At 26.8% G+C, this 20,993-nt stretch carries 16 protein-coding genes, 3 tRNA genes and 1 riboswitch; of the genes, 9 read left to right on the top strand and 10 right to left on the bottom strand.

What is annotated here, in order from left to right:
• Positions 1 to 3 precede the first annotated feature (3 nt).
• Positions 4 to 79, top strand: a tRNA-Phe gene (locus PWP28_RS06570).
• A 22-nt stretch (positions 80 to 101) separates the two neighbouring features.
• On the opposite strand, the gene PWP28_RS06565 is transcribed toward PWP28_RS06570, so the two are convergent.
• Entirely contained in the window at positions 102 to 1,466 is a 1,365-nt protein-coding gene (locus PWP28_RS06565) for a GlmL-related ornithine degradation protein (protein WP_308644441.1), read from the bottom strand.
• On the bottom strand, positions 1,463 to 2,620 hold the full coding sequence (gene aspC, locus PWP28_RS06560; RefSeq protein ID WP_109603842.1) for an aspartate aminotransferase: 1,158 nt from the start codon (positions 2,618 to 2,620) through the stop codon (positions 1,463 to 1,465). The genes PWP28_RS06565 and aspC overlap by 4 nt, the downstream gene beginning before the upstream one ends.
• Positions 2,621 to 2,980: 360 nt before the next feature.
• On the opposite strand from aspC, the gene PWP28_RS06555 reads away from it, so the two are divergent.
• Positions 2,981 to 3,202 (top strand): hypothetical protein, encoded by a 222-nt coding sequence (locus tag PWP28_RS06555; protein WP_109603841.1) that lies wholly within the window; start codon positions 2,981 to 2,983, stop codon positions 3,200 to 3,202.
• Between the two features lie 20 nt (positions 3,203 to 3,222).
• Here PWP28_RS06555 and PWP28_RS06550 read toward each other — a convergent pair whose 3' ends face one another.
• The 4 genes from PWP28_RS06550 to ylqF are packed head-to-tail and all read right to left on the bottom strand — an operon-like array spanning position 3,223 to position 7,385.
• Positions 3,223 to 3,930, bottom strand: a complete 708-nt coding sequence (locus PWP28_RS06550) for a hypothetical protein (protein ID WP_308644440.1) — start codon at positions 3,928 to 3,930, stop codon at positions 3,223 to 3,225.
• A 2-nt stretch (positions 3,931 to 3,932) separates the two neighbouring features.
• Positions 3,933 to 5,672, bottom strand: coding sequence for an NAD+ synthase (locus tag PWP28_RS06545; RefSeq protein ID WP_109603839.1), 1,740 nt, complete (start codon positions 5,670 to 5,672; stop codon positions 3,933 to 3,935).
• On the bottom strand, positions 5,669 to 6,613 hold the full coding sequence (locus PWP28_RS06540) for a phosphatidylserine/phosphatidylglycerophosphate/cardiolipin synthase family protein (RefSeq protein ID WP_206050491.1): 945 nt from the start codon (positions 6,611 to 6,613) through the stop codon (positions 5,669 to 5,671). Before PWP28_RS06540 ends, PWP28_RS06545 begins: the two co-directional genes overlap by 4 nt.
• Complete coding sequence (ylqF, locus tag PWP28_RS06535) at positions 6,561 to 7,385, bottom strand: ribosome biogenesis GTPase YlqF (protein ID WP_305081130.1); 825 nt, start codon at positions 7,383 to 7,385, stop codon at positions 6,561 to 6,563. Before ylqF ends, PWP28_RS06540 begins: the two co-directional genes overlap by 53 nt.
• A gap of 154 nt (positions 7,386 to 7,539) precedes the next feature.
• On the opposite strand from ylqF, the gene PWP28_RS06530 reads away from it, so the two are divergent.
• Genes PWP28_RS06530 through PWP28_RS06510 form a run of 5 tightly spaced genes read left to right on the top strand, consistent with a single transcriptional unit; the run spans position 7,540 to position 12,147 of the window.
• On the top strand, positions 7,540 to 8,508 hold the full coding sequence (locus tag PWP28_RS06530) for a PhoH family protein (RefSeq protein ID WP_369426054.1): 969 nt from the start codon (positions 7,540 to 7,542) through the stop codon (positions 8,506 to 8,508).
• Positions 8,509 to 8,513: 5 nt separating this feature from the next.
• Entirely contained in the window at positions 8,514 to 9,887 is a 1,374-nt protein-coding gene (locus tag PWP28_RS06525) for an HDIG domain-containing metalloprotein (RefSeq protein WP_109603835.1), read from the top strand.
• Positions 9,888 to 9,893: 6 nt separating this feature from the next.
• Positions 9,894 to 10,322 carry an rRNA maturation RNase YbeY gene (gene ybeY, locus PWP28_RS06520; RefSeq protein WP_109603834.1) on the top strand — a complete coding sequence of 143 codons (429 nt, stop codon included), beginning with the start codon at positions 9,894 to 9,896 and terminating at the stop codon, positions 10,320 to 10,322.
• A 2-nt stretch (positions 10,323 to 10,324) separates the two neighbouring features.
• Entirely contained in the window at positions 10,325 to 11,569 is a 1,245-nt protein-coding gene (locus PWP28_RS06515; protein WP_305081131.1) for a DUF1015 domain-containing protein, read from the top strand.
• Positions 11,570 to 11,625: 56 nt separating this feature from the next.
• The gene (locus tag PWP28_RS06510; protein WP_109603832.1) at positions 11,626 to 12,147 is read left to right on the top strand and encodes a DUF402 domain-containing protein; all 522 of its coding nucleotides are present in this window, start codon (positions 11,626 to 11,628) and stop codon (positions 12,145 to 12,147) included.
• On the opposite strand, the gene uvrA is transcribed toward PWP28_RS06510, so the two are convergent.
• Positions 12,144 to 14,963 (bottom strand): excinuclease ABC subunit UvrA, encoded by a 2,820-nt coding sequence (uvrA, locus tag PWP28_RS06505; RefSeq protein ID WP_109603831.1) that lies wholly within the window; start codon positions 14,961 to 14,963, stop codon positions 12,144 to 12,146. The genes PWP28_RS06510 and uvrA overlap by 4 nt on opposite strands.
• Before the next feature lie 206 nt (positions 14,964 to 15,169).
• A riboswitch (purine riboswitch) is annotated at positions 15,170 to 15,271 on the top strand.
• A gap of 76 nt (positions 15,272 to 15,347) precedes the next feature.
• On the opposite strand from uvrA, the gene PWP28_RS06500 reads away from it, so the two are divergent.
• Positions 15,348 to 16,676: an NCS2 family permease gene (locus PWP28_RS06500; protein WP_109603830.1), complete on the top strand. Its 1,329-nt coding sequence runs from the start codon at positions 15,348 to 15,350 to the stop codon at positions 16,674 to 16,676.
• Positions 16,677 to 16,787: 111 nt separating this feature from the next.
• Here PWP28_RS06500 and PWP28_RS06495 read toward each other — a convergent pair.
• The 3 genes from PWP28_RS06495 to PWP28_RS06485 all read right to left on the bottom strand — a co-directional run bounded on the left by PWP28_RS06495 (position 16,788) and on the right by PWP28_RS06485 (position 18,782).
• Positions 16,788 to 16,864 (bottom strand) — tRNA-Arg (locus tag PWP28_RS06495).
• An 18-nt stretch (positions 16,865 to 16,882) separates the two neighbouring features.
• Positions 16,883 to 16,974 (bottom strand) — tRNA-Ser (locus tag PWP28_RS06490).
• An 80-nt stretch (positions 16,975 to 17,054) separates the two neighbouring features.
• Positions 17,055 to 18,782 (bottom strand): proline--tRNA ligase, encoded by a 1,728-nt coding sequence (locus PWP28_RS06485; protein WP_109603829.1) that lies wholly within the window; start codon positions 18,780 to 18,782, stop codon positions 17,055 to 17,057.
• A gap of 276 nt (positions 18,783 to 19,058) precedes the next feature.
• Here PWP28_RS06485 and metG point away from each other — a divergent pair, with 276 nt between their 5' ends.
• Positions 19,059 to 20,984: a methionine--tRNA ligase gene (gene metG / locus PWP28_RS06480; protein WP_305081132.1), complete on the top strand. Its 1,926-nt coding sequence runs from the start codon at positions 19,059 to 19,061 to the stop codon at positions 20,982 to 20,984.
• The last annotated feature ends 9 nt before the right edge of the window (positions 20,985 to 20,993 follow it).

Raw genomic sequence — 20,993 nt, 5'->3', positions numbered from 1 at the left:
AGTGGGCAGATAGCTCAGTCGGTAGAGCAACGGACTGAAAATCCGTGTGTCGACAGTTCGATTCTGTCTCTGCCCACCATAAAAAAACAGATGATTTTTTATCATCTGTTTTTTATTATTTCTATATTTTTTTTCAACAAATTAATAGCTGCCCCTTTGTTAACAGTGGATAAAACACCAATAGCTGCAAATATATAATTTTTATCATAACCAAAAAATATTTTTTGTCCAGGAATTAAAGAATTTCTTCTATCTTCTTCTAATATTTTTTTCATTATTTCATATTTATATTTTGACCTACTCAAAATTCCACCGGTTCCAAAAATATATTTTATGGAAGTTAAATCTTTTCCAACTGCTATTTCTTGTCTTCCATTTGGACCATAAAGATATTTTTTGTTTCCGGCATGTCTTTTTATACTCTCAACAAAACAGTATTTTGCCAAAGTAGAGACAAACATTTCTTGTCTATCATTCTGAGGGTATGGACTCAAATTTTTTATTAAATCATCATAATCTTCAAATTCTTTTCTTAATTCATTTTCACCTATCAAATCTATAACATTATGAGCATTAACATATAAGCCTAAATCACCTTCAACTGTTCTTTTTGAAATAGGTTCTGGAGATAACATAATTTTTTGTATTAAAGGATCTCCTTCTGTAACAGAGTCAATATCTGTAGTAGCTCCACCAATATCAACAACAAGTACATCTTTATAAATATCTGATAATAATTCAGTTGTAAGCATTACAGATCCAGGAGTTGGAATGATTTCATCATCAACTATATCATAAACTTTTTCCATTCCTGGTGCATATATTATATTTTTTGAAAATGATTCTTGAATAATTTTCCTTGCAGGTTTTACATTTAATTGATCGACTTTAGGATAAACATTTTCAGTTAATATTACTTCTTTTCCTTTTTTTTCTAAAATTCCTTTAATTTCTTCTGATACGGAACAATTTCCAGCATACACAATTGGGACATTTATTTCTGAGTCTGCAAGTAATGCAGCATTATAAAGTACTGTATTTTCTTCTCCATAATCAACACCACCAGCTAAAACTATTAATTTTGGTGATATTTCCATTATTTTTTTTAAATTCATATTTCTTATCTTACCAGCAGTTATATATTTTATAACTCCTCCTGCTCCTAAAGCAGCTTCTTTTGCAGCTTTAACAGTCATATCATAAACAAGTCCATGAACTGTTATCTTAAGTCCACCAGCAGCAGAAGAACTCGCCAAAAACTTTTTCCATCTTATTTTATTTTTTATCTTTTTTTCAAGTATAGATATTGCTTTTTTTATACCTAAAGTTACATCTCCTTGTAGAACAGTAGTATAATGTTCCGCTTGGCCCAATATTTCCGGTTCATCTGATTCTATTTTATCAAAGGCAGTAACAACTGTAGTTGTACTGCCAATTTCTGCAACAAGTAAATCTAAAGTTTTCATTTTTTCTCTCTCAAATTTTTAACAAATTTTTCAAGTCTATCTAAAGCTTTTTCTAAATTTTCATCAGATGTAGCAAAAGATATCCTTATATATCCTTTTTTATAAAATCCAGAACCTGGAACTACCGCAAGCATTGCTTCATCTAATAATTTTTTAGAAAATTCTGAATCTTCTATTCCAAATTCAGATATATTTATAAAATAATAAAATGCTCCTTTAGGTTTTAAAAATTTTAAATTCATTTTTTCTAATCTGGATGCAACATAATCTCTTCTATCTTTAAATTTTTTAAACATATAATAAACATCAACATCAAAAGCTTTTATAGCTGCATATTGTGTTGGAGTATTAACATTTGATGTGCTATGAGATTGAATTTTTGCTATTTGTTTCATCAATTTTTTAGGTCCTAAACAATATCCAATTCTCCAACCCGTCATAGCCCATGTTTTAGAAAAAGCATTTACTATTATAGTTCTTTCTTTCATATCTTCAATAGTAGCTATTGATATATGATTTCCTTCATATATTAAAAGTTCATAAACTTCATCACTTATAACAAATATTTCTTTATCTTTTGCAAAATTAGCTATAATTTCAAGAGTTTCTTTTGGATAAACAACTCCTGTAGGATTATTAGGTGAATTTATTAAAATAGCTTTAGTTTTTGGAGAATAATATCTATTTAATTTACTTTCTGTAGGTAGAAACCCTTCCTCTTCATCAAGAGGCACATGGACAGGAACTCCTCCAACCATCTTTATTTGAGCTTCATAGCTAACCCAAGAAGGATCTAAAACCATTATTTCATCCCCTGGATTTATCATAGCCAGTAAAATATTGTATAAAGATTGTTTTCCACCATTAGTAACAACCACTTCATCTGTACCATATTTTAAATTAGTTCTTTTTTCAACATACTCTACAATTTTTTCTCTAAGTTCTATTATTCCTTTTGAATCAGTGTATTTAGTTTTACCATTTTTCATAGCTTCATAAGCAGCTTCTATTATTTCAGTAGGAGTACTGAAATCTGGTTCACCTGCAGTCAATTTAACTATATCATATCCCTTTTTTGAAAGTTCTATAGCCTTTGCATTTAACTCTAATGTTATTGAAGGTTCTACAGATAATATTTTTTCAGAAAACAACATTATATACCTCCTCATTTTATTATAAATATGAAATTTTTTTCATATTATATTTTACCTTTTTAAAGATAATATTTCAAACAACTTTAAAGGTAATTAACTCTTTTTATTATAACTTATGCCTATTAAATATATTTATTCCTAAAATTCAATAAAATCAAAATTTCAAATTAGCTTTAATTTATTTTATATAGTATAATATCTTTAGTCATATTAATATTTTTTAATATTTTAATTTAAAGTAAAAAAGAAATAAAAAAGTTACATTTTTTATTAATACTAAAGCAATTATAAATTAATGTTTTTTTAATTATACAGGTATATAATTATTGTAGTATACAATCGTATATTGGAGGGATTTATATGATAAAATTTAAAAACCTGTTCAAAAGTAAGAAAAAAAATTTTTCTATCGATGATTCATCAAATTTCAACCAATTACTCGATGAAGAACCCGAATTAGGAGAAAAAATTGCTGTATTTTATCGTGGGATACGCCAATATGATATAAGCAAAATACAAATACAATTTGAAAAAAATCCCAAAAGAAATGAAATGAAAATTAAAATACCTTTTAACTATTAAATAAAGCTGCATAAGCAGCTTTATTTGTATTCTGAAATTATTAATTCATTTATTATATGATTTTCTTTGTTTATTATATATATCTTGTTTAAATCTTTTAAATCATTAGATAATAAGTATATAAATTCATCACTTTCAACCATAGTTTTTATATCTTTAGATGGTAATATAAAAGTTCTTTTATATGAATTGATTATCATCTTTTCTTCATCTGTTTTTATAAAATCATATTTATCTATATTTTCTATTCTCTTAACATCTTCTATATTATTTAAAAAATCAAATATATTATCTATAGTACTTTCATTTGGAACTACTATTAGTTTTATTTGTTTACCATCATCTTTAAATATTTGATATTCTAACCCTCTAAACTCATATGAAGGGTAAGCTATTATTGATAATTTTTCATTTTCAAAAAAGAAGAATCTATTATCAAAACTTCTTATTTCTGAATTCCCAAACTTAGTATTTATATCATAAATATTAGAAAACTCTGTTTCATCTATTTTTATTGAAGTATTCTTTGATTTATATGGAAAATTTTTTATACTTTTAAAAGAATCATCTTTTATCTTTATATATGGATAATAAAATTTAAATTTAAGACCCTCTTCATATATTCCCCAAAGAAAAAAAGCGATGAGATATATAACAGCCATAAGACCTAATATTATTGAAAAATTTTTAAATGCATTATGTCTCTCTGTTTTAGTTAATTTAGCCATTTTTATTCTCCCTCTATTCTTTTCCAAGCTCTATAACCATTTGTAATAGGCATTCTTCTATCACGTCCAAAAGCTCTTTCCGATAATTTTATTCCTATGGCAGCTTGTCTTCTTTTATATTCAGACAAATCAACAAGTCTTGTTATTTTTTTTATATCTTCTAATTTATATCCAAGCTCTATCAATTCATCAACAGACATTTCCCTGTCTATATATTTAAATAATATTTCATCAAGAAGTTCATAAGGTAATAAAGAATCTTCATCTTTTTGATCTGGTCTTAGTTCAGCTGAAGGTGCTTTTATAAATATTTCATTGGGTATTATTTCTTTATTATGTAACTCATTATAAAATTTTGCTAATTTATATATTTCAGTTTTATATATATCTTTTATTGGAGAAAAACCTCCGACCATATCGCCATATAAAGTAGAATACCCAACAGCAGATTCCGATTTATTACTTGTTGCAAGAGCAAGATTACCAAATTTATTAGAATAAGCCATAACTATATTGCCCCTTATTCTAGCTTGAAGATTTTCTTGAGTTACATCAAAATCTTTACCAATGATTCCTTCTATTTCTTCAACCATTTTATTATATGTATTTTTTATATTAACATTATATATTTTCATATTTAAATTATTAGCTAATTTTTCAGAATCTTCAATAGATCCTATAGACGAAAATTCAGAAGGCATCATTATACCTATAACATTTTCAGAGCCTAATGCATCGCAAGCAATAGCTGCAACAATTGCAGAATCCATACCTCCACTTAATCCAAATACAACATCTTTAAATCCATTTTTTTGAACATAGTCTTTTATACCAAGTTTTATTGCTTTATATATTTGATGTATTTCATTCTCCCAAATATATTCGACATTTTTTATTTTTTCATTTTCTTTTATTTCATGTTTTATTTTTATCGTTTTTACACTATCAGCTATACTGCTATTATGATGTTTTCTTTTTCCTTCTCTTAAATTAGCTCTCGTAGTTTCATAAGGATCTATATCATAATATAAAATTGTTTCTTCAAATAATGGACCTTTACTTTTTATCTCACCATAAGGATTTAATATTATACTTCCACCATCAAAAACAACTTCATCTTGTCCACCTACTAAATTTGTATATATTATCCATGTAGACAATTCCGATGCTCTCGTTTTTAACATTTCAACTTTAGATTTATTTTTATTTTTATAAAAAGGAGACGCCGATAGATTTATAATTATATTTGCACCATTTTGAGCTAAAGCAAGTGAAGGTCCATTTGGTACCCAAAGATCTTCACAAATATTTATCCCTATTTTTATATTCTCAAAATCTATCATAAGTGGTTCATATCCTGGAGAAAAATACCTTTTTTCATCAAATACAGAGTAATTTGGCAAAAACATTTTTTTATACGTATATTCCAGCTTACCATTATATATTATAAAAGCTGAATTATACGATTCTATATCCCAGTCAACACCACCAACTAATATTAAAATATTTTTTTCTTTAGAGTATTCTATTATCTCTTTAAGTTTTATTTTTATATCCCTTAAAAATTGAGTTTTTAATATTAAATCTTCTGGTGGATATCCTGTTATAGCAAGCTCTGGAAAAACTATTATATCTGTTTTCTTTTCATAAGCTTCTTTTATACTTTTTAGTATTTTTTCTGTATTTTTTTCTAAATCTCCAACGGTTTGGTTCAATTGAGCCATAGCAATTCTTAATTTCAAAGTTCAACACCTCGATTATAATAATATTCAAATTGTTCATCAAAATATTTTATAAGATATTCTGAATCAAATATTAAAACATATTCATAATTCTTTTTTCTTGCTCTATAAGTATGATTAAAACTTCCAAATATCAAATAATTATCATCAATTATAATTATTTTAGAATGTAAATTTTTTAAATATTTTATTTTTACTCCACTCATATATTTGAGTGGAGAGTCATTTTCTTTATTCCAATCATCTGATAATATTTTTATTTCAATATTTTCAGAACTTTTTAATTGGATATCATAGGTTAATAGCGGATCAGTGAAAGAAAATGTAAAAATTTTTATACTTTTTTGGGCATTATTTATCAATTTTCTTATATAATTAAAATTTTCTTCAGATGGAAAATTTAAAAATATAATTTCTTCATTTTCTAAATTTAACACTTTTTTATATGTTTTAAAATCTAAGTTTATATTTTGAATTTCTTTTTTAAATATTTCAACTATTTTTTCATTATCTGTATATATATAATGGTTTATATCTTGATAAATTCCACTTTTCGTGAGATTTCCAGTCCCTAATATGATACTGCTATTATCTAATATCATATATTTTTGATGAAGGTATCCACCTTGAGTTTTTATTTTATGAAATTTTATATTTTCAAATTTTTTTATATAAGTTTTATCAAAATAGTGACAGTAAATATTTATATTTTGAGATTTCTGATCAAAAAAATTTAGAATTTCTTCATCTAAACTCATTGTAACTATATCTATATTAACAGAAGAACTTACTTTGCTTTTCAAAAAAAAATCAAAGAATTCTTCTGTACTAAATACTTCATATGAAAATACCTTTGAATTAATTATCATCAATAATATGAAAAGATATTTAAATTTTAATCTCTTCAAATTCCTCAATGTCATCATAAGTAATTTTACCATATTTGCCATCTATAAGTTCTTTTAAAAAGGTCATTTTACCTCTTTCATAATCACCAATACCACCTTTTTTTATAAAATTTCTTTTTTTTGCAAATTCTAAAATAAATTCGTATGCTCCTTTATGTAAATCATTATCAACAATTTTCTTTATTACTTTTGGATAATTATTTTTGAGATATTCATATGCATAAAAAACTGCTTCATCGGCTTCATCATCTTCAGCTTTTAATGAACCTATCAATATTAATTTACTTGTTATAGATTTATTATACAGTTCAGGAAATAATATTCCTGGAGTATCAAGAATTCTTATATTATTTCCTGCACTAACCCATTGTACTCCTCTTGTTATTCCAGGCATATTACCAGTATTTGTAGACTTTTTACCTTTTATTGAGTTAATAAAAGTTGATTTTCCAACATTTGGAGCCCCAACTATTATCGCAGTTTTTTCATTAAATTTTACTGGAATTAAAGGAGCTACGTTTTTTATCAAAAAATTTCTTGCATTTACATCTTTTAAACTGGTCTTTATTACTTTATATCCTCTTTTTTTATATAATTCTTCCCATTTCTTCGTTTTTTCAAGATCGCATATATCAGCTTTATTTAATATTATTATTTTATCTTTACCTTGAAATAACTTTTCAAATTCATACGCTCTACTTGAATAAGGTGCTCTTGCATCAACTATTTCGATTATAGAATTAACTATTTTTAAATTTTTCTTTATTGCATTTTTTGCTTTATTTATATGACCGGGATACCACATAATCTCCCCTCCAATCTCATTATAGTATATAATATCATATATACTTTCTTTTTAATTAACATAAAAATAAAGATTCAAAAACATAATTAGTACATTTTTTTTATGAGTATGTTAGAATATATTAGAATCATTATATTCTAAGGAGTTGATTATACTGATAAAACAAATAATGATACCTGAAAATCTTGAAGCTGTTGAAGTTTTTGGTGCTTATAACAATAGACTTAAACATTTAAAAAAGATCTTCAATATCAATTTCAATTATGAAAATAGAATCCTTTTAATAGAAAGTGATCATGAATCAGATCTTGATAGTACTTATAATATAATTTCAGAGTTAATAGAAATATTAAACGAGAATCATCTTCCAGATTGGTCTCAATTTTTGTATATAATTTCAAGATATAATTCAAATGATTTAACTATAAAAAAAGGAGCATTGAATTCTATGAAAGATATAATAAATACAACTATAAAAGGGGTAAAAATAGTTGCAAAAACAGAAGGTCAATCAAAATATATAAAAGATTTGCAAGAAAATGAAATTGTATTTTCAATTGGACCAGCTGGAACTGGAAAAACTTATTTAGCTGTTGCTATGGCTGTAGATTTTTTGAAATCTGGTAAGGTTCAAAAAATAATATTAACCAGACCTGCAGTTGAAGCAGGAGAAAAACTTGGTTTTTTACCCGGAGATTTACAAGATAAAGTAGATCCTTATCTAAGACCTTTATATGATTCTTTAACAGATTTTTTGGGATTAGAAAAATTAGACTTTTATAGAGAAAAGGGTGTAATAGAAGTCGTTCCTTTGGCTTATATGAGGGGAAGAACTTTAAACAATGCTTTTATAATTCTTGATGAAGCACAAAATACTACTTATCAGCAAATGAAAATGTTTTTAACGAGAATAGGATTTGATTCAAAAGTAGTAGTAACTGGAGATATAACTCAAATAGATCTTGAAAAGAAAAAAGATAGTGGTCTCCTAACTGTAACTAAATTTTTAAAAAATATCAAAGGAATTAAATTCAGTTATTTAAATAATAGTGATGTTGTTAGAAATCCTTTGGTAAAAAAAATAATATCTGCATATGAAAAATATGAGAATAATTTGGAGTGAATTTTATGATTTATAATTCTAAAAAAATTATTAATTCCAAAATTGAACATATTGTATTTCGTTCATTAGTTTTTATAATTATATCTTTATTTGCAGAATATATTATATGGAAAAGAATAACTTTGAATTATCAATTTCAAATAAATATTATTATATTAAGTATTTGGATACTTTTAGTAGAGCTTGTATTATCTTTTAAAAGAATGTTTAAATTACATCCAATAAATTATTGGTCTTCTTTTTTAATACCCTTGACTTTTAATATATTATATAATTTATTTATATTCAAATATTTAAATATATATTTTGTAAATAGTATACTTTCCACATTAATAATAACATTATTAATCGACTATGAATCTGGAATACTTTCCTCATTCATATTTTCAGTATATTTTGGTTTGATATATGGATTTGATGTAAAGTTTACAATCGCTTTATTTATACCATCGGCTATTATTGCGATAATTTCAAAGAAAATAATGCGAAGAATAGAAATTTTCTTACCATTTATAATTGGTTCATTAGTACAAATGCTTTGTTTTTACATATTAGATTTATCAGATACAACATATGATTATGCAGGACTTTTTGTAGTATATTTTTTTAATACTCTAATTACTATGGGAATATTACCTTTTTTTGAATATATCACAAGAGTTTATTCTGATATAGGTTTGTTAGAGTTGGGGAATTTAAACAATCCTTTATTAAAAAAATTAACTTTAAAAGCTCCTGGTACTTATTATCATTCCATGATAATTTCTAATATTGCCGAAAGTGCTGTTGAACATATAGGTGGCAATACTATATTAGCTCGTGTTGGTTCTTATTTTCATGATATAGGGAAAACTTGGAAACCAAGTTTTTTTACAGAAAATCAGAAGAATCAAAACCCACATAATAAAATAAGTGCTAAATTAAGTTCTCTTATATTAAATAATCATGTAACTTATGGTCAAGAATTGGCAAAAAAATATAGATTACCTATTTTAATAGAAGATATGATAGTTCAACATCAAGGAACAAGAATAAAACAGTATTTTTATAAGAAATATTATGATGAGACTGGTATATATGATAAAGAAATGTTTAAATATCCTGGTCCTATACCTCAGTTTAAAGAATCCGCTATACTTATGATATGTGATGTAACAGAAGCTATGACAAGATCCATGCCAGATTTGAATGTAAATGATTTAACAGAAAAACTCGATGATTTAATTCAATCTTTATTTTTTGAGGGACAATTAGATGATTGTGGTTTAACTTTAAAAGAACTTCAAATGATAAAAGGCCGAATAATAAGAACTATAATGGAAATGAATCATAAAAGAATTAAATACCCTAAAATAGATCAAAAAAATCTTAGAAGGTGAAATACTATGATAGTAAATATAAATAATGAACAGAATGAATTTGAAATAAATGAGGCAAAAATGATTGAAATAGTAAAAAAAGTTATCATTTCAGAGTATAAAGATGATAACTTTGAAATAAACATATTAATAACAAATAATAAACGTATAACAGAGTATAATGAAAATTTTCGAAAAAAATCAGGACCAACCGACGTTCTTTCTTTTGAATACGGTTTGAATGAACCCGTAATAGGTGATATAGTTATATCGTCAGAAAAGATATATGAACAGTCAAAAGAATTCAATAATTCTTTTAATAATGAATTATATTATATTTTAATACATGGAGTTTTACATATTCTGGGTTATGATCATATTTATGATGAATCTGAAGCAGAAGAAATGTTTGAAATCCAAAAAAAATATTTCAATCTACTTAAAGAGGAGGGATAGTAGTGTCTATAGTTAGACCCTTTAAGGCATTACGGCCAAAAAAAGATATTATTGAAGACTTTTCATGTCCACCATATGATGTTTTGGAAGAATCTGAGGTAAAAGAAATAGTCTCAAAAAAACCCGAAAATTTTTTGAGGGTTACAAGAGCTGAAGTCGATTTTAAGGATTATGTCGATCCTCATTCTGATGAAGTTTACAAAAAAGCATCAGAAAATTTGAAAAATTTTGAATCAAATGGTGTACTGATTCAAGATGAGAAACCATCATATTACATATACAGAGAAACTTGGAGGGGTAAATCTCAAACTGGAATATTTGCTACAGTTTCTGTAGATGAATATGATGAAGGCTTAATAAAAAAACATGAATTAACAAGAGAAGAAAAAGAAGATGATAGAACAAGACATATTACAACTCTAAATGCTCAAACTGGACCTGTCTTTTTAACTTTTAAATCAGATGATGATATTAAAATGCTTTTAAACGAATCAGCTGAAATCGGCAAAAAAATTGCAGATTTTGTAGATGAAAATGCGGTTAAACATGAACTATGGATCATTGATAATGATGAACAAGTTATAAAGATAAAAGAGAGTTTTGAAAAACTTGATGCTTTATATATAGCTGATGGTCATCATAGAGCTGCTGCATCTTCAAGAACAAGACAATTGAGGATGAAGAATAATCCTAATCATGATGGAAAAGAAGAATATAATTATTTTCTTGCTGCCATTTTTCCTCATGATGAATTGAGAGTTTTAGATTATAATAGAATAGTCAAAAGTCTCAATAATATGGAATTTGATGATTTTATTAATAATTTAAAAGATAAATTTGTAGTATCAAAACTTGAAACTGAGGAATTCTCACCTAAGAAACTTCATGAATATGGAATGTATTTTGAAGGAACTTGGTATAAATTAGAAGCAAAAGAAGATATAATAGATCTTTCAGATCCAGTTAAAGAATTAGATGTTTATATATTACAAGAATATCTTTTAAATCCTCTATTGAATATAAAAGATCCAAGAAAAGATAAGAATATTCATTTTATAGGTGGAATAAAGGGTATTAAAACACTTGAAAATTGGGTTGATAATGAAGGATGGTCTATCGCTTTTTCTATGTTCCCAACACCTCTTGAACAATTGATAAATGTTGCAGATGAAAATAAAATAATGCCACCAAAGTCTACGTGGTTTGAACCAAAACTAAGATCTGGTCTTTTGATTCATAAAATATAAAATTATGATATAATAAATGGTGACTTAAAGTCACCATTTATTTTTGGAGGTGCTCAATGAAATCATACAATTTTGATATAAAAAACAAAGCTGAAAATATAAAAACTCATATAAATGAAAATAAATTTGATTTTACTGAGTTTAGAGAATTTAATCAACATATACTTGGATTTAAGAGAAATTGGGAAAAATTGTCTACACATAATTCTGTAGATTATGTAAAACGTATTTTAAATCCACAAACAAATCTAATGCTTTCTTATTTTAAAGATATATCTGGAGATATGGCAAATTACCTGATATATATAGATTTTGGAAAATATAAATCTTCTAAAGATAATATATTTTTTTATGATTTGGAACTCGATATTCTTATAACAAAAGAATTCAAATACAGAATTCTAGATATGGATGAGTTATTAGACTCTTATTTTAATAAAAGAATAAATGATATTGAATTAAATATAGTATTAAATTTATTACAAAAATTGATGAATGATTTTCAAAGTATTGGACCAATAAATGCTTTAAAAAATATCTTTGGTGCAGAACCCATAGATTGGATATTAGATAATTAAATATATTTTTTTAAGTATTTGGCAGTATATGTATTTAATTTTGATATCTCTAAAGGTGTTCCTTCTCCAACAATATAACCACCTTCTATTCCACCTTCTGGTCCTATATCTATTATATGATCGGCATTTTTTATAACATCCATATTGTGTTCTATTATTATAACTGTATTTCCTTTTTCAACTAATAGATTCAAAACACCTATAAGTTTTCTCACATCTTCAAAATGAAGTCCAGTTGTTGGCTCATCGAGTATATAAACTGTTTTTCCTGTAGATCTTTTTCTTAATTCAGAAGTCAATTTTATTCTTTGAGCTTCTCCGCCGGATAAGGTAGTAGCTGGTTGTCCAAGTTTTATATAACCAAGCCCTACATCTTTTAAAAGTTCAAGTATACTCCCTATAGCATTTATATTTTTAAAAAATTCAGCTCCTTCTTCCACACTCATATCTAAAATATCTGAAATATTTTTATCTCTATATTTTACCTTAAGAGTTTCTTTATTATATCTTTTTCCTTTACAAACATCACATGTAACATATACATCTGGCAAAAATTGCATTTCAATCTTTAAAACCCCATGTCCTCTACACGCCTCACATCTTCCACCTTTAACATTAAATGAAAATCTCCCTTTATTATATCCTCTTATTTTGGACTCTGGTGTAGCTGAAAATATATCTCTTATCAAATCAAAAACACCTGTATAAGTAGCTGGATTAGATCTTGGTGTTCTACCTATCGGGCTCTGATCTATAGAAATAACTTTATCTATATTTTTTAAGCCCTTTAATTCTTTAAAATTACCTGGTATAACTCTCGAATTATAGATTTCTTTTTGTAATGCTGGATAAAGAGTATCCATTATTAATGAAGACTTTCCCGATCCAGATACACCAGTTACAACTACCATTTTCCCCAAAGGTATTTTCAAGTCTATATTTTTTAAATTGTTATGAGTCGCACCTTTCAATTCCAAAAATTTATTATTTTTTTCTCTTTTTTTATCTATAAATTCTATTCTTTTTTTACCTGTTAAATATAAACCTGTAAGAGATTTTTCTGGTTTATTAAGTAAATTTTTTGTAGTGCCTTGATACATTATATTACCACCATTTATTCCTGCACCTGGTCCAAGATCTATAATGTAATCAGAAGCTCTTATAACCTCTTCATCATGTTCAACAATGATCACAGTATTATCAAGTTTTTGAAGTTTCTTTAAAGTATCTATAAGTCTATCATTATCTCTTGAATGAAGACCTATAGTTGGCTCATCAAGAACATAAGTAACTCCTGTTAATCCAGAACCTATTTGTGTGGCTAATCTAACACGTTGTGACTCTCCACCAGAAAGAGTATTTGATGTTCTTGAAAGACCTATATAGCCCAATCCAACATCAATTAAAAAACCCAATCTTTTTTTTATTTCTCTCAAAAGTTCTTCAACTATTTGATACTCAAATTTTGAAACTTTTAAATCCTTAAAAAATTCATCAACTTTTTCAATGGATAAGGTAGTAAGTTCAGAAATATTTAAATCATTTATTTTGACATTTAAAGCTTCTTTTCTCAATCTATGTCCATTACATGTATTACATGTATTTTGAACCATAAAATTTCTTTCAATCCATTCTCTTATATCTTTTGAATCAGTTTCTAAATATCTCCTAGCATACCAATTTACCATACCTTCAAATTTTCTATTAAAATTATAGCTAGAATCTTCTCTTTCAAGTATAACTTCTACTTTTTTTTCAGTTCCATATAAAAGGCTATCTGTTATTTTTTTTGGTAAATCTTTTAATTTTTTATTTGGATCTTCGCCTAAAGCTTTTACTACTCCTTTCATTATTTTTACCATATAGGTATCTTTTCCCATATTAAGAGTAGCACCTTCATCTAAAGATTTTTCATAGTCAAAAATATATTCTGGCTGTACTTCAAGTTTAAATCCAAGCCCATGACAGTCTTCACAAGCGCCATATGGACTATTAAATGAAAATAATTTAGGATTTACTTCTGGAAATGAATAACCACATTCTGGACAGGCAAGCATTTCAGAAAAGTTTTTAATTTTTAATGTTTTTTCTTTTTTATCCATTTCTCTTATTTGAACAAATCCGTTAGATTCTCTTAATGCCATTTCAACAGCTTCATAAACTCTTTCAAAATTTTCATCTCTAAGTTTTATTCTATCTATGAGTAAATTTATATTATGTCTCACATTTTTAGGTAATGATACAATATCTTCTAAATCTAGAATTTCTCCATCTATTTCAGCTTTTCTAAATCCAGACACTTTCATACTATTAATTTCTTTTTTAAATTCTCCTTTTTTTTCTTTAGCAATAGGTGAAAATATATATAATCTTGACTCTGGTTCAAAGTTTTTATAGATATTATCAACTATTTCATCCACTGTTGAACTTTTTAATTCTATACCACAATCTGGACAATAAGCTTTTCCTATTCTTGCATATAAAACTCTTATATAATCATATATTTCTGTTATAGTTCCAACAGTGGATCTTGGATTATTACTGACAGATTTTTGTTCAATTGCTATAGCTGGAGAAAGACCTTCTATCATTTCAACATCTGGTTTTTTTAAATCTCCTAAAAATTGCCTTGCATATGAAGAAACTGATTCAAGATATCTTCTTTGCCCTTCAGCATATATAGTATCTAAAGCAAGTGTAGATTTTCCAGAACCAGAAAGGCCACTTATAACAACCAGTTTATTTTTTGGTATTTTAACATCAACATCTTTTAAGTTATGTTCTCTTGCACCTTTTATATTTATATATTTTGACATATATGCCTCCCATCTCTTTTATACAAATTTATACCTTACTATTATAACTCTTTTTCAAATAAAATATTTTAAAATTTAATTAAATACTTTATAAATTATTATACAATAAATTCAAAAAAGTAAATTTTATTATTTTTATTTTACCGTTACATTTTTTTAAAGACTTAATCTGAAAATTCTGTTAAAATAATCATTGTGATATAAAAGTTAATACTTTTTCGTCTTCCTGTATATTTCCGAAGATATGGTTCGGAAGTTTCTACCAGATAACCGTAAATTATCTGACTATAGGAGGGATTTTTGTTTTTATAAAATATTTTTATATAAATGATGCTCCTTCCTGATAATAGGAAGGAGCATTTTATTTTAAGGGAGGTTATTCAGTTGGAAAGCTTTTTCGGAATAAAAAAAGCAGGAAGTACTGTTAGAAAAGAAATATACGGTGGTATTGCTACTTTTCTAACTATGGCATACATTATTTTTGTAAATCCATCAATATTGATAAATGCAATTCCAGAAGTCGCAAGTAATCCAGATTTATATCAACAATATTTTGGTGCTTTAATGGTTGCAACAATATTAGGTGGAGCAACTGCAACTTTAATGATGGGATTAATAGCAAATTATCCAATAGCTTTAGCTCCAGGTATGGGATTAAACGCTTATTTTACTTACACTGTTGTTCTTAAAATGGGTATTGATTGGAGAATAGCTTTAGGTGCAGTTTTTGTTGAAGGATTGATTTTTGTTATTATAACCTTAACAGGGGTTAGAACATTTATAGGAAATGCTATTCCAAAAACAATAAAAATAGCAACTGGTGCCGGTATAGGTCTTTTTATAGCCTTTCTTGGTTTAAAAAGTTCTGGAATAGTTGTTAGTGATCCAGATACTTTGATCACTTTAGGAAATATAACTTCAGCTCAAGCATTAACAACTATAATAGGTTTATTTGTAATAGCAATTTTATATGCCTTAAAAGTACCAGGATCTGTATTAATAGGGATAATAGTTTCTACAATTTTTGCAATGATGACAGGTGTTACTGAATTTAAGGGCGTTGTTGGTAAAATACCTGATATTTCTCCAACTTTTTTAAAATTAAAACTTGATTGGCATAGTTTATTAAACACAAATTTTTGGATAGTTGTATTAACTTTCTTCTTTGTTGATTTCTTTGATACTACAGGAACATTGATGGGTTTATCACATTCAGCTGGGTTAACAGACAAAGATGGAAATCTTCCAAGAGCTAAAAAAGCATATATGGCAGATGCCACTGGTACTGTTGTAGGTTCATTATTTGGAACATCTACAGTAACAACTTTTATAGAAAGTGGTGCTGGAATGGCTCAAGGTGCAAGAACTGGATTAGCTTCAGTTGTAACATCAATATTGATGTTATTGATGCTTTTCTTCTCTCCGTTGGCAGCCTCTATTCCAGGTGCAGCAACTGCACCTGCATTAATTTTTGTAGGTTCATTGATGTTAAAAGGATTAACTGAAATAGATTGGGATGATACAACAGAAGGATTACCAGCATTTATAACTTTATCTATGATGCCATTTACAGGCTCTATAGCAACTGGTATAACTTTTGGTATGATAATATACCCAGTAGTTAAATTATTCTCTGGAAAAAGAAAAGAAGTACATTGGTTTTCTTGGATATTAGCTGTATTATTTGTTTTATATTTGATTTATTTAAGATAAAATTATACTCCATTTAAATATAAGTATTAACCTTCTTTAAATGCATGATTTCAAATTTGAAATCATGCATTTTTCTATATAAAAAAAACAGAACAAATAGTTCTGTTTTTTTGGCGTACCCGGCCGGATTTGAACCGGCAATCTTCGGATCCGCAGTCCAACGCTCTATCCAATTGAGCCACGGGTACTTTTTAACGTAAAAAAAATGGCGGAGAGGGAGGGATTCGAACCCTCGGTAGGGAATAAACCCTACACTTGCTTAGCAGGCAAGCGCCTTAGGCCGCTCGGCCACCTCTCCGTCCATATTATTTATTATTTGTAATCCGCAAATATTATAACATCAACTTATAGTTCTGTCAAGTTTTTTTCTTATAAGCATTAAATCTTAGCAGGATTGTAATTATTCAATTTTTCCTCAATATTTTCTAAAATAGATTCCATATTATCTATGGAATAAAGTTCCCCTTTTTCTTCATTCCTAAGTTTTATTTCTATTTTTCCATCTTTTAATGATTTTCCAACAACAATCTTTAAAGGTATTCCCATTAAATCTATATCTTTAAATTTAAAACCAGTAGAAACATTTCTATCATCTATTATTACTTCTACTCCATTATTTTTTAATTTTGTATAAATTTTTTCAGCCATATTTATTTGTTCTTTATCTTTCATTGAAACTATTACTACTGCAACTTCAAACGGTGCTATGTTTTTAGGCCATAGTATACCATTTTTATCATGTAATTGTTCAACTACTGCACTCATAGTTCTTGAAATACCCCAGCCATAACATCCCATAAAAAATGGTTTCTGTTTTCCACTTTCGTCTGTATAAAAAGCTTCCATTGATTTTGAGTATTTTTGACCGATTTTAAAAATTTGACCTACCTCTATTCCTCTTTTTTCTTTTAAATATTTATCACATTTAGGACATTTTTCACCCTTTTTTACAATTCTAATATCAACATATGCTTCAACTTTAAAATCTCTTTCAAAAACTGCATTTATATAATGTTTGTCTTTTTCCATTCCGCCCACAACAGCATTTTTTATAGTTTTGATACTATTATCAGCTATTATTTTTATATTTTTTATTCCTATAGGGCCTATGAAACCTGTTTCAACATCAAATTCTTTTTTTATTTCTTGTGGCTCTCCCATATGAAGTGTTTGATCTTTTAAATATCCTCTTAATTTAGATATATTTATCTCATAATCACCTCTTATTAAAGCCAGTACCCATCCATCTCTACCTTTAAATAATATTGATTTTATTATACTTTTTATATCTTTTTCTAAAAAATTCGCTACATCCTCTATTGTTTTTACATTTGGAGTATCTTTTAATTCTAATTCTTTATCTTTTTCATCATTAAATTCATAAATTTCACCTGATTCAGCCTTCTCATCTGTCGCAGCATAATTACATTCATCACAGAACAATATAGAGCTTTCACCAGTATCTGCAAGCATTTGAAACTCATGAGAATCACTGCCTCCTATAGCACCATTATCAGCATCAACAGCAACATACTTGACACCTATTTTTTCAAGAATTCTTTCATAAGCTTTATAAAAATCATCATAAGCTTCATCTAATGATTTTTCTGTATCATGAAAAGTGTATGCATCTTTCATTATAAACTCTCTAGACCTTATCAATCCAAATCTTGGTCTAATTTCATCTCTATATTTATTATTTATTTGATATAAACTTAGAGGCAATTGTTTATACGATCTTAATTCATTTTTTATAAGATAAGTTATCATTTCTTCATGAGTAGGTCCAAGAGTAAAGCTTCTATTATGTCTATCTTCAAGTTTCATCATTTCTGGTCCATAATCTTCCCATCTTCCAGATTGTTGCCAAAGTTCCGCTGGTTGGACTATAGGCATCAATATTTCTTGAGATTCTATTCTTTCCATTTCTTGTCTAACTATATCTTCAATTTTCCTTATTACTTTCCAACCCAATGGTAAATATGTATATACACCTGAAGCGGCTTTTCTTATAAAACCTCCTCTTGTTAATAATTCTATACTTTTAATATCAGAATCTGAAGGTACTTCTTTTAATGTTGGTGCATAAAGTTTTGAAAATCTCATATAATCCCTCCATTATTTGTTTTTATTCTAAGTATAATTATACATGATGAAAATTTTAAAATTATGGCAATTTTTTTAATTTTAAAAATTTTTTTGATTAAATGGCTTTTTTATATTTAAATCACATGCACATAATAGATATTATTTCAAATTGTATCTTTTTTTAATTTATATGTCAATTAAACTGTTAAAATTATTAAAGAAAGTGTATTTTTGAATACCCCAAATTATGATATAATTATAAAGATTAAAATAAAAATTATGGAGGTACAATAAATGAAGAAATTCTACGTTACAACACCTATTTATTATGTGAATTCAGAACCTCATATTGGTTCAGCTTATACAACAATAGTTGCTGATATAATAGCAAGATATAAAAGAATGAACAATTTTGATGTCTTTTTTTTGACTGGTACAGATGAGCATGGTCAAAAAATAATGCAATCAGCAAAAGAAAAAAATATATCTCCACAAGAATGGGTTGATAAATTATCAAATAAATTCAAAAATTTATGGAAAGATATGGAAATAACAAATGATGATTTTATAAGAACTACAGACAAAAAACATGAAGAAACCGTTAAAAACTTTGTTGAAAAATTAAAAAACAAAGGTGATATATATAAAGGAAAATATGAAGGATGGTATTGTATTCCATGCGAAACATTTTGGAATGAAGACGATATCAAAAAAAAAGATGGAAAAAATTATTGTCCAGATTGTCATAGAGAATTAAAATGGGTTGAAGAAGAAAATTATTTTTTTAAACTATCTAAATATAATGATGCTTTATTAAAACTTTATGAAGAAAACCCAAATTTCGTTCAACCTGATTTTAGAAGAAATGAAATGTATCAAATCTTAAAATCAGGATTGAGAGATCTTTCAATAACAAGAACTACATTTGATTGGGGAATTCCCTTAAGAGATGATCCTGAACATGTTATATATGTTTGGGTTGATGCTTTAATAAACTATATATCGGCTTTAGGTTATTCTACTGATAATGATGATAAATTCAAAGAATATTGGCCTGCAGATCTTCATTTAATTGGAAAAGAAATAAATAGATTTCATTCCATAATTTGGCCAGCAATGCTAATTTCGGCTGAATTACCTCTTCCAAAACAAATATTTGCTCATGGATGGCTAACTGTAAATGGCGAAAAAATCTCAAAATCTGCAGGTAATGCTATAGAACCGAGACTTCTAATGGATAAGTACTCGAAAGATGCTATAAGGTATTATTTACTAAGAGATATACAGTTTGGAAGAGATGGAGATTTTTCAGAAGATAATCTAATAACAAGATACAATGCAGATCTTGCAAATGATCTTTCAAATTTAGTACATAGGACATTATCAATGACAAATAAGTATTTCGAAGGTAAAATTTTAAAAACTAATTCTTATGAAGATATAGATAAAAGACTTCATTCTATAATTGATGAAAACTGTAAAAAATACTATGATTTAATGGATAATTATAATTTTACTCAAGCTTTAGAATCTGTTTGGGAAATTATAAGATTTTCTAATAAATATATTGATTTAACAGAACCTTGGAAGTTAGCAAAAGATCCTGAAAAAAAAGAAAGACTAAGTTTAGTTCTTTATAACCTTGTAGATTCTTTTAGAATAGTGAGTATATTAATTTCTCCAATAATGCCAGAAACTGCAGAAAAAATTCTCTTCAAAATAGGACTTAAAAATGATCATCTGAATTCAAAAAATACAAAAATAGGAATTTTGCCTGATATAGAAAAAGTTTCAATTGGAGAACCTATATATCAAAGAATAGATATAGAAAAATGGAATAAAGTAATAATCATGAAAAATAAGGAGGAAGAAGTAATGGAAGATAATGTAATTTCTTTAATAGATTTTGAGGATTTTAGTAAAGTTGATTTAAGAGTAGCGAAAATATTGGAAGCTGAAGATGTAAAAAAATCAAAAAAACTTTTAAAATTACAGTTAGATCTTGGGGAATTGGGAAAAAGACAAATTGTCGCAGGTATAAAACAACATTATACACCAGAAGAATTAATAGGAAAAAAAATAATTGTGGTTGCAAATCTAAAACCAGCAAAATTGATGGGCATTGAATCAAATGGTATGTTACTTGCAGCTAAAAACTCTGAAAAACTTACAATATTAACAGTTGACAGAGATATAGAACCAGGATTAAAAGTATCTTAAATTAGGAGG

Origin of the sequence: Oceanotoga sp. (genome assembly GCF_030445905.1) — a bacterium.
In the GTDB taxonomy this organism is placed as follows: Bacteria; Thermotogota; Thermotogae; order Petrotogales; family Petrotogaceae; genus Oceanotoga; species Oceanotoga teriensis.
This window is presented reverse-complemented; position numbering and strand designations above follow the sequence as displayed.

Coding starts and splice junctions, on each gene's coding strand:
- PWP28_RS06550 (WP_308644440.1), bottom strand. CDS start 3,930: ATGGCTAAATTAACTAAAACAGAGAGACATAATGCATTTAAAAATTTT.
- PWP28_RS06510 (WP_109603832.1), top strand. CDS start 11,626: ATGAAATCATACAATTTTGATATAAAAAACAAAGCTGAAAATATAAAA.
- ylqF (WP_305081130.1), bottom strand. CDS start 7,385: ATGTGGTATCCCGGTCATATAAATAAAGCAAAAAATGCAATAAAGAAA.
- metG (WP_305081132.1), top strand. CDS start 19,059: ATGAAGAAATTCTACGTTACAACACCTATTTATTATGTGAATTCAGAA.
- PWP28_RS06525 (WP_109603835.1), top strand. CDS start 8,514: ATGATTTATAATTCTAAAAAAATTATTAATTCCAAAATTGAACATATT.
- ybeY (WP_109603834.1), top strand. CDS start 9,894: ATGATAGTAAATATAAATAATGAACAGAATGAATTTGAAATAAATGAG.
- PWP28_RS06555 (WP_109603841.1), top strand. CDS start 2,981: ATGATAAAATTTAAAAACCTGTTCAAAAGTAAGAAAAAAAATTTTTCT.
- PWP28_RS06485 (WP_109603829.1), bottom strand. CDS start 18,782: ATGAGATTTTCAAAACTTTATGCACCAACATTAAAAGAAGTACCTTCA.
- uvrA (WP_109603831.1), bottom strand. CDS start 14,963: ATGTCAAAATATATAAATATAAAAGGTGCAAGAGAACATAACTTAAAA.
- PWP28_RS06540 (WP_206050491.1), bottom strand. CDS start 6,613: ATGGTAAAATTACTTATGATGACATTGAGGAATTTGAAGAGATTAAAA.
- PWP28_RS06565 (WP_308644441.1), bottom strand. CDS start 1,466: ATGAAAACTTTAGATTTACTTGTTGCAGAAATTGGCAGTACAACTACA.
- aspC (WP_109603842.1), bottom strand. CDS start 2,620: ATGTTGTTTTCTGAAAAAATATTATCTGTAGAACCTTCAATAACATTA.